Origin of the sequence: Pseudomonas sp. B21-015 (genome assembly GCF_024749285.1) — a bacterium.
In the GTDB taxonomy this organism is placed as follows: Bacteria; Pseudomonadota; Gammaproteobacteria; order Pseudomonadales; family Pseudomonadaceae; genus Aquipseudomonas.
Window position 1 is genome coordinate 149372 of record NZ_CP087196.1, and the last position, 3207, is coordinate 152578.

Annotated in this window: 2 protein-coding genes and 1 pseudogene; 2 read left to right on the plus strand and 1 reads right to left on the minus strand. The window is 61.1% G+C overall.

Annotation, left to right across the window (positions count from 1 at the left end; all coding sequences use genetic code 11):
• Positions 1–1947 carry a cyclic di-GMP receptor LapD gene (gene lapD / locus LOY38_RS00720; RefSeq protein ID WP_258698437.1) on the plus strand — a complete coding sequence of 649 codons (1947 nt, stop codon included), beginning with the start codon at positions 1–3 and terminating at the stop codon, positions 1945–1947.
• A gap of 465 nt (positions 1948–2412) precedes the next feature.
• Positions 2413–2565: pseudogene (locus tag LOY38_RS00725) on the plus strand (DUF6124 family protein); the annotation flags it as partial.
• A gap of 156 nt (positions 2566–2721) precedes the next feature.
• Here the strand turns inward: LOY38_RS00725 and LOY38_RS00730 are convergent.
• Entirely contained in the window at positions 2722–3060 is a 339-nt protein-coding gene (locus LOY38_RS00730) for a tryptophan synthase subunit beta (protein WP_258698438.1), read from the minus strand.
• Between the last annotated feature and the right edge of the window lie 147 nt (positions 3061–3207).

A 3207-nucleotide genomic window follows, 5' to 3' on the forward strand; every position in this document is an offset into this window, starting at 1 on the left:
ATGTCTTTGTTCAAACAGCTGTTGATCGCTATCTGTCTGTTCCTGGTGGTCGCCTTCACCGGCAGCTTCATGGTCAGTCTGGAAAGCTCGCGCACCCAGTACGTCAACCAGTTGCGCTCCCACGCCCAGGACGCCGCGACGGCGTTGGCGCTGTCTCTGACGCCGAACATCGACGACCCGGCGATGGTCGAGTTGCTGGTCAGTTCGATCTTCGACAGCGGTTATTACGCGAGCATCCGTGTGGTCGACCTGGCCAACGACAAGACCATTGTCGAGCGCAGCGGCATTCCGGCGGTCACCAACGTACCGGACTGGTTCGTCAAACTGATCGGCCTGGAACCGGCCGGTGGCGACGCCCTTGTCAGCCGTGGCTGGGAGCAGGCCGCGCGAGTCGAGGTGGTCAGCCATCCGATGTTCGCGTTGGCCAAACTGTGGCAAAGCGCGTTGGGCAGCCTTGGCTGGTTGTTGATCTGCGGCGCGGTGAGTGCGGTGCTGGGCGCGTTGTTGCTGCGCCGGCAATTGAAGCCGCTGGATTACATGGTCAAGCAGTCCCACGCCATTGCTCGCCGGGAATTCCTCAGCCTGCCGGAACTGCCGCGTACCCCGGAACTGCGCCGGGTGGTGCAGGCCATGAACCAGATGGTCGAAAAGCTTAAGGCGCTGTTTCAGGAACAGGCCGAACGCAGCGAAAAGCTGCGGGCCGAATCCTATCAGGACAACCTGACCGGTCTGGCCAACCGGCGCTATTTCGAAATGCAATTGAACGCACGAGTGAGCAACCCGGAGCAGGCCAGCTCCGGTTATCTGTTGCTGTTGCGGGTGAAGGATCTGGCCGGGTTGAACCAGCGGCTGGGTGGTCAGCGTACCGATGAATTGCTCAAGGCTGTGGGCGAGCAATTGTCCCGCGAGTGCGCCAAGTACCCGGAAACCCAAAACCTCGTGACGCGGATTCGTGGCGGTGAATTCGCCGTGCTGGCGCCGGGGCTGGTGCGCGAAGAAGCGCTGCAACTGGCGAGCAACCTCGACAGTGCCTTGGCGAGCTTGCATGCGACGGGCGCCACGGACGTGGCTTCGGTGGCCTCGATCGGGCTGGCGCCGTTTGCCCATGGCGACTCGCCGCAAGCGGTGATCGGTCTGGCGGATCAGGCGCTGGCCCAGGCGGAAAGTCAGGGCGAGCCGAGCTGGGCGTGTCTCGATCAGGGCGTGCCGGCCCGGGTTGGTGACGATCACCATGCCTGGCATACCTTGCTGGATGAGGCGTTGGATCAGCAGCGTTTCGAGCTGTACTTCCAGCCGGTGGTGGCCAGTCAGGACACACAGTGCGTGCTGCATTACAAAGTGCTGTCGCGCCTGCTCGACGAGCAGGGCCAGACCATTCCTGCCGGGCGGTTCCTGCCGTGGCTCGAGCGTTTCGGCTGGACCGCGCGGCTGGACCGTTTGATGCTGGAACGGGTGCTTGAGCAGATGGCCGACCATCAAGAGTCGCTGGCGCTGAACCTGTCTTCGGCGACACTGGCGGATCCGCAGGCGCTGAACACAGTGTTCGACATCCTGCGTCAGCATTCGAGTTTCGGGGCGCGCCTGACCCTGGAAATCGGCGAAGAACAACTGCCCGAGCAGGCGGTGCTGGAACAACTGACGCGGCGTTTGCGCGAGCTTGGGTTCTCGCTGAGTCTGCAGCGTTTTGGTGGGCGCTTCAGCATGATCGGCAACCTGGCGCGGCTGGGGTTGGCGTATCTGAAGATCGACGGCAGTTACATCCGGGCGATTGATCAGGAGAGCGACAAGCGTCTGTTCATCGAGGCGATTCAGCGGGCGGCGCACAGCATTGATTTGCCGTTGATTGCCGAGCGGGTCGAGACCGCAGGGGAGTTGTCGGTGATTCGTGAGATGGGGTTGTATGGGGTTCAGGGGCAACTCTTTGGTGAGCCGAAGCCTTGGCGGTGAGGCTGATGCCGTCATCGCGGGCAAGCCCGCTCCCACAGGATTTGTGTGGTACCACAATCCTGCGTTCACCTCTGCCCCCTGTGGGAGCGGGCTTGCCCGCGATGGCGCCCGTGCGGACACCGATTATTCTGGTAGCAAGATCCTAGGAGATTTCCTTCAAGTTGTAGCGGTTTTGGTGAACTTGTTCCGGCCGAAACTCAGGTCTAGTCTGGCTTTGTCACTGAATAATCGGTGACACGGACGTGCAAGTCCGACCAAACTGTTTAGGTAGCGTGCTGCCATTCCCCTCAATGAGCATTTCGATGTTCACTGCTTTATGGCGGCTGCGCGCAGGAGATCCTCGGATCTGCTGGGTGTCCTAAACAGTCCCGGTCTTGCACACCTGCGCACGGCCGCCACCCTATTCGCGTGCAAGCGAACGGTGACGGCTCCAACTTACTGTCTAGGGTATTTCTTATGTTCAAAATCGCTGCCGACCTGGCGGATGATGTGGAAGGCTTACGGCGCTCAGTAGCCCTGGCGCTTACCCGAATGGCCGATGGTGTGCAATTGTTGGTGGAGCGGGCGCTGGATCACCTTGAATCGCCGGAAATGATGCAGGCTCGGGCCAAGGTTTAGCAGGTTAGAGCGGTGGTGAGTTGAAGATCGCCTTCGCGGGCAAGCCTCGCTCCTACAGAGTTGCGTTCGTTCACGCGATTGCGGCACGACACAAATCCTGTAGGAGCGAGGCTTGCCCGCGAAGGCGTCAGCACAAACAACAATGAAGGCGGGGCGTTAGATCAACCCCGTCTCATCATCATCGATCAACTGGCTCAACCCGCCCAGCGCCTCGCGGGCCTGGGTTCGGTCCATGAGTTTGGCTTGTGCGGCCGGCGGCAGGTCGGTGACGCGGATCACGCCTTTTTGGGTCAGCACCTGGATCAAGTCGTCGAGTACCCGGATCATTTCCAGGTCGCTCTGCTTGAGCTGTTTGAGGCTGGTCTCCACCACTTCGTTGGCATACCAGGCCTGGATTTCATGGTGGTCGGCCGGCAGCGTTTCCGTGGCCTCGGCGTAGGCCGTGGCTTCCACGCGCACTAACTGGCCTTGCGCATCGCGTTGCACGTAAAACATTGAGCATCCCTCGGAAATGGACCAGCGTCATGCTGTCAGCAGCATAGGCCAACGCAGGCGAGTATGCGGTGCGACGACGAAATCGTCACCCGTGAGGTGTGCGCATACATGACGGCCGCCCGGTTTGGGCGGCCGTCAGCCTGCTGA

What these genes read in the sequence shown, in the direction of transcription:
- lapD (WP_258698437.1), top strand. Translation starts at nt 1, where the DNA reads ATGTCTTTGTTCAAACAGCTGTTGATCGCTATCTGTCTGTTCCTGGTG.
- LOY38_RS00730 (WP_258698438.1), bottom strand. Translation starts at nt 3,060, where the DNA reads ATGTTTTACGTGCAACGCGATGCGCAAGGCCAGTTAGTGCGCGTGGAA.